This window comes from Curtobacterium sp. MCBD17_028, assembly GCF_003234875.1.
Classification (GTDB): Bacteria; Actinomycetota; Actinomycetes; order Actinomycetales; family Microbacteriaceae; genus Curtobacterium.
On record NZ_QKTQ01000029.1, the window covers coordinates 1 to 5,885 of the forward strand.

The 5,885-nt window shown below is 56.6% G+C and carries 3 rRNA genes; all 3 read right to left on the bottom strand.

The annotated features are described in order from the left end of the window. Nucleotides 1-7: 7 nt before the first annotated feature. Nucleotides 8-124 (bottom strand): 5S ribosomal RNA (gene rrf / locus DEI86_RS16205). A gap of 107 nt (nt 125-231) precedes the next feature. Then, nucleotides 232-3,360: ribosomal RNA gene (locus tag DEI86_RS16210) — 23S ribosomal RNA — on the bottom strand. Nucleotides 3,361-3,862: 502 nt separating this feature from the next. Next, nucleotides 3,863-5,382 (bottom strand): 16S ribosomal RNA (locus DEI86_RS16215). The 16S, 23S and 5S rRNA genes sit together here, the layout of an rRNA operon. Nucleotides 5,383-5,885 lie beyond the last annotated feature (503 nt).

The following is a 5,885-nucleotide window of genomic DNA, read 5'->3' on the forward strand; positions in this document are numbered from 1 at the left end:
ACGTTGAGTCCGGCGGTGTCCTACTCTCCCACAAGGTCCCCCTTGCAGTACCATCGGCGCTGAGAGGCTTAGCTTCCGGGTTCGGAATGTGACCGGGCGTTTCCCTCTCGCTATGACCACCGGAACACCATCGATATTCACGATCATGTTCCGCAGTTGCTGCGGATGATCCCCGATCGCATATCGGGAACCACAAAGTGGACGCGAGCCCCACCCGAACGGGTGGGAAGTGTAATCAAGTCATCGGCTTATTAGTACCGGTCAGCTCCACGGGTCGTTAGTCCCCGCTTCCACATCCGGCCTATCAACCCAGTCGTCTACTGGGAGCCTCTCACCCACAAGGGGCATGGAAATCTCATCTCGAAGACGGCTTCCCGCTTAGATGCTTTCAGCGGTTATCCGGTCCGAACGTAGCTAATCAGCGGTGCCCTTGGCAGAACAACTGACACACCAGAGGTTCGTCCATCCCGGTCCTCTCGTACTAGGGATAGATCTTCTCAAATTTCCTACGCGCGCAGCGGATAGGGACCGAACTGTCTCACGACGTTCTAAACCCAGCTCGCGTACCGCTTTAATGGGCGAACAGCCCAACCCTTGGGACCTACTCCAGCCCCAGGATGCGACGAGCCGACATCGAGGTGCCAAACCATGCCGTCGATATGGACTCTTGGGCAAGATCAGCCTGTTATCCCCGAGGTACCTTTTATCCGTTGAGCGACAGCGCTTCCACAAGCCACTGCCGGATCACTAGTCCCGACTTTCGTCCCTGCTCGACTTGTCAGTCTCACAGTCAAGCTCCCTTGTGCACTTACACTCGACACCTGATTGCCAACCAGGTTGAGGGAACCTTTGGGCGCCTCCGTTACTTTTTGGGAGGCAACCGCCCCAGTTAAACTACCCACCAGGCACTGTCCATGAACCCGATCAGGGTCCTACGTTAGACATCCAGAGTGACCAGAGTGGTATTTCAACAACGACTCCACGAACACTGGCGTGCCCGTTTCACAGTCTCCCACCTATCCTACACAAGCCACACCGAACACCAATACCAAGCTGTAGTAAAGGTCACGGGGTCTTTCCGTCCTGCTGCGCGTAACGAGCATCTTTACTCGTAGTGCAATTTCGCCGAGTTCGCGGTTGAGACAGCTGGGAAGTCGTTACGCCATTCGTGCAGGTCGGAACTTACCCGACAAGGAATTTCGCTACCTTAGGATGGTTATAGTTACCACCGCCGTTTACTGGGGCTTAAATTCTGAGCTTCGCCGTGAGGCTAACCCTTCCTCTTAACCTTCCAGCACCGGGCAGGCGTCAGTCCGTATACATCGTCTTGCGACTTCGCACGGACCTGTGTTTTTAGTAAACAGTCGCTTCCCACTGGTCTCTGCGGCCTTCCCCGCTCCCGGAGCAAGTCCGTTCACGGTTCCGGCCCCCCTTCTCCCGAAGTTACGGGGGCATTTTGCCGAGTTCCTTAACCACGATTCTCTCGATCTCCTTGGTATTCTCTACCTGACCACCTGAGTCGGTTTCGGGTACGGGCAGCTGCAACCTCGCGTCGATGCTTTTCTCGGCAGCATAGGATCACTGAATTCCCCATGACGGGTATGCATCGGATCTCAGGCGTACAGACGACGGATTTGCCTATCGTCAGCCCTACATCCTTACACCAGGTTCACCTTACGGATACCATCGCCTGGCTCAGCTACCTTCCTGCGTCACACCTGTTAATACGCTAGCCGCACCAGCATGGGGTCGAGCGTTAGACCGGACGTCCATCACCCCGAAGGGATCAGGATCGAGCCGGGTTAGGACTCTTAGCACCACTGGATTGACTGGGACGGTTGTTCGCCGGTACGGGAATATCAACCCGTTGTCCATCGACTACGCCTGTCGGCCTCGCCTTAGGTCCCGACTTACCCAGGGCGGATTAGCCTGGCCCTGGAACCCTTGGTCTTTCGGAGGACGGGTTTCTCACCCGTCTTTCGCTACTCATGCCTGCATTCTCACTCGTGTGGCGTCCACGGCTGGATCACTCCGCCGCTTCACTCGCCACACGACGCTCTCCTACCACTCCGTACGACTGAACCACGAAGGCTTGTCTGGGTACGAAATCTACAACTTCGGCGGTGTGCTTGAGCCCCGTTACATTGTCGGCGCGGAATCACTTGACCAGTGAGCTATTACGCACTCTTTCAAGGGTGGCTGCTTCTAAGCCAACCTCCTGGTTGTCTGTGCAACTCCACATCCTTTCCCACTTAGCACACGCTTAGGGGCCTTAGTTGGTAGTCTGGGTTGTTTCCCTCTCGACGATGAAGCTTATCCCCCACCGTCTCACTGCTGCGCTCTCACTTACCGGCATTCGGAGTTTGGCTGACGTCAGTAACCTTGTAGGGCCCATCGGCCATCCAGTAGCTCTACCTCCGGCAAGAAACACGCAACGCTGCACCTAAATGCATTTCGGAGAGAACCAGCTATCACGAAGTTTGATTGGCCTTTCACCCCTATCCACAGCTCATCCCCTCCATTTTCAACTGAAGTGGGTTCGGGCCTCCACGACGTCTTACCGTCGCTTCACCCTGGCCATGGATAGATCACTTCGCTTCGGGTCTAGGACATGCGACTGAATCGCCCTATTCAGACTCGCTTTCGCTACGGCTACCCCACACGGGTTAACCTCGCCACATATCGCTAACTCGCAGGCTCATTCTTCAAAAGGCACGCTGTCACCCCAACAAGGAGGCTCCAACGGTTTGTAAGCAAACGGTTTCAGGTACTATTTCACTCCCCTCCCGGGGTACTTTTCACCTTTCCCTCACGGTACTTGTCCGCTATCGGTCATCTGGGAGTATTTAGGCTTATCAGGTGGTCCTGACAGATTCACACGGGATTTCTCGGGCCCCGTGCTACTTGGGATACACATCCGGCCATAACACCATTTCGTCTACGGGGCTGGCACCCACTACGGCCCGGCTTTCAAACCGGTTCGACTATGATGCGCTGTAACCGCCCCAGTCCGGCAGAACTGAGCGACGTGTCCCACAACCCCGACCATGCAACGCCCGCCGGCTATCACACATGATCGGTTTAGCCTCATCCGCTTTCGCTCGCCACTACTCACGGAATCACATGTTGTTTTCTCTTCCTGTGGGTACTGAGATGTTTCACTTCCCCACGTTCCCTCTACCCGCCCTATACATTCAGGCGGGAGTCACCAGGTCGCAAAACGCCTGGCGGGGTTTCCCCATTCGGAAATCCTCGGCTCACAGCTCGATTATCAGCTCCCCGAGGCTTATCGCAGATTTCTACGTCCTTCTTCGGCTCCAGATGCCAAGGCATCCACCGTTTGCTCTTAGAAACTTGACCACAAAGATTGCCGCGCACCGAAAACGATGCACGGCCTCAGTGTTGACTCGTCCCAACGCCAAACGACGTCAGGAGCGAATCGCACTCTTGTGACACCAGCCGACCCACCACCAACCACGAAAGCCGGCGACGAATCAGCAAGCGTCTAAGATGCTCGCGTCCACTGTGTAGTTCTCAACATACGATCGGCACCAGCCCGCCCCGACCAACCGGTCGACTTGGCACTGGCCCAACGAGGGGGCATCAAGCCCCAACCCCCACCACCACACAGGCAGCAGGGAAGCCTGGTCCCTCAGGACCCAACAACGTGCACGGCCCGAACCTCACCCACAGACCCGTTCCAACCGGCCGAAACCGACGTACTAGCATCCACGAGATCCATCCGGACCCACTGTCAATGTTCCACCCATGAGCTACCGGCGAGAACATTCGTCTCGATCCGGCGCCTGGACACCACCCCCAACCCGAACGGGCCAGGCCAGCAGTGCCAGATGCTCCTTAGAAAGGAGGTGATCCAGCCGCACCTTCCGGTACGGCTACCTTGTTACGACTTAGTCCTAATCACCGATCCCACCTTCGACGGCTCCTTCCACAAGGGTTAGGCCACCGGCTTCGGGTGTTACCGACTTTCATGACTTGACGGGCGGTGTGTACAAGGCCCGGGAACGTATTCACCGCAGCGTTGCTGATCTGCGATTACTAGCGACTCCGACTTCATGAGGTCGAGTTGCAGACCTCAATCCGAACTGAGACCGGCTTTTTGGGATTCGCTCCACCTTACGGTATCGCAGCCCTTTGTACCGGCCATTGTAGCATGCGTGAAGCCCAAGACATAAGGGGCATGATGATTTGACGTCATCCCCACCTTCCTCCGAGTTGACCCCGGCAGTCTCCTATGAGTCCCCGGCCGAACCGCTGGCAACATAGAACGAGGGTTGCGCTCGTTGCGGGACTTAACCCAACATCTCACGACACGAGCTGACGACAACCATGCACCACCTGTACACCGACCACAAGGGGGCGACCATCTCTGGCCGTTTCCGGTGTATGTCAAGCCTTGGTAAGGTTCTTCGCGTTGCATCGAATTAATCCGCATGCTCCGCCGCTTGTGCGGGCCCCCGTCAATTCCTTTGAGTTTTAGCCTTGCGGCCGTACTCCCCAGGCGGGGCGCTTAATGCGTTAGCTACGACACAGAAACCGTGGAAAGGTCCCTACATCTAGCGCCCAACGTTTACGGCGTGGACTACCAGGGTATCTAATCCTGTTCGCTCCCCACGCTTTCGCTCCTCAGCGTCAGTTACGGCCCAGAGATCTGCCTTCGCCATCGGTGTTCTTCCTGATATCTGCGCATTCCACCGCTACACCAGGAGTTCCAATCTCCCCTACCGCACTCTAGTCTGCCCGTACCCACTGCAAGCCCGAGGTTGAGCCTCGGGATTTCACAGCAGACGCGACAAACCGCCTACGAGCTCTTTACGCCCAATAATTCCGGACAACGCTTGCACCCTACGTATTACCGCGGCTGCTGGCACGTAGTTAGCCGGTGCTTTTTCTGCAGGTACCGTCACTTTCGCTTCTTCCCTACTAAAAGAGGTTTACAACCCGAAGGCCGTCATCCCTCACGCGGCGTTGCTGCATCAGGCTTTCGCCCATTGTGCAATATTCCCCACTGCTGCCTCCCGTAGGAGTCTGGGCCGTGTCTCAGTCCCAGTGTGGCCGGTCACCCTCTCAGGCCGGCTACCCGTCGTCGGCTTGGTGAGCCATTACCTCACCAACTACCTGATAGGCCGCGAGTCCATCCCCAACCAAAATTCTTTCCACGACCAGACCATGCGATCGGCCGTCATATCCAGTATTAGACGTCGTTTCCAACGCTTATCCCAGAGTCAGGGGCAGGTTACTCACGTGTTACTCACCCGTTCGCCACTAATCCGCCCAGCAAGCTGGGCATCATCGTTCGACTTGCATGTGTTAAGCACGCCGCCAGCGTTCGTCCTGAGCCAGGATCAAACTCTCCGTAAAAAACGTTCCCAACCACTCCGAAGAGCAGAAGGCGAATTTGATGCTGACTGAAAAGACTGTCTACTGACAATCATTCAATCCAAAGGAATCGTCCACGAACGCGCCAACCCGAAGGCCGACACGCACGGGGTCAATAAATTGGCATTGACAATGTGCACGCTGTTGAGTTCTCAAGGACCAGACGCATCCGCTCATCCACCCGGGAACCCCCGGACATCAGCAACGAAGCTGTGTTCTTGGTTGTGCAACCGATGTGCATCCCCCTACACGAGGTGGATGGCTCATCCCGAAGGAGAGGACCAGTTGCAGGTTTTACATCCTAAGCGTCGAAGCGATCAGGCGCAAGTCCCGATCAGAACCTCGGTGGAGGACGGTCCCGCTTGAGGCCGGCTCGCTCCGGGACACTGTCCCGGCCGCTCCGCCGCACCTTTGGGGTGACGAGTGATTACTTTACGCACCACCCCACCACCCAGCAAACCACCCCACATCCCGGGCGTGTCGCG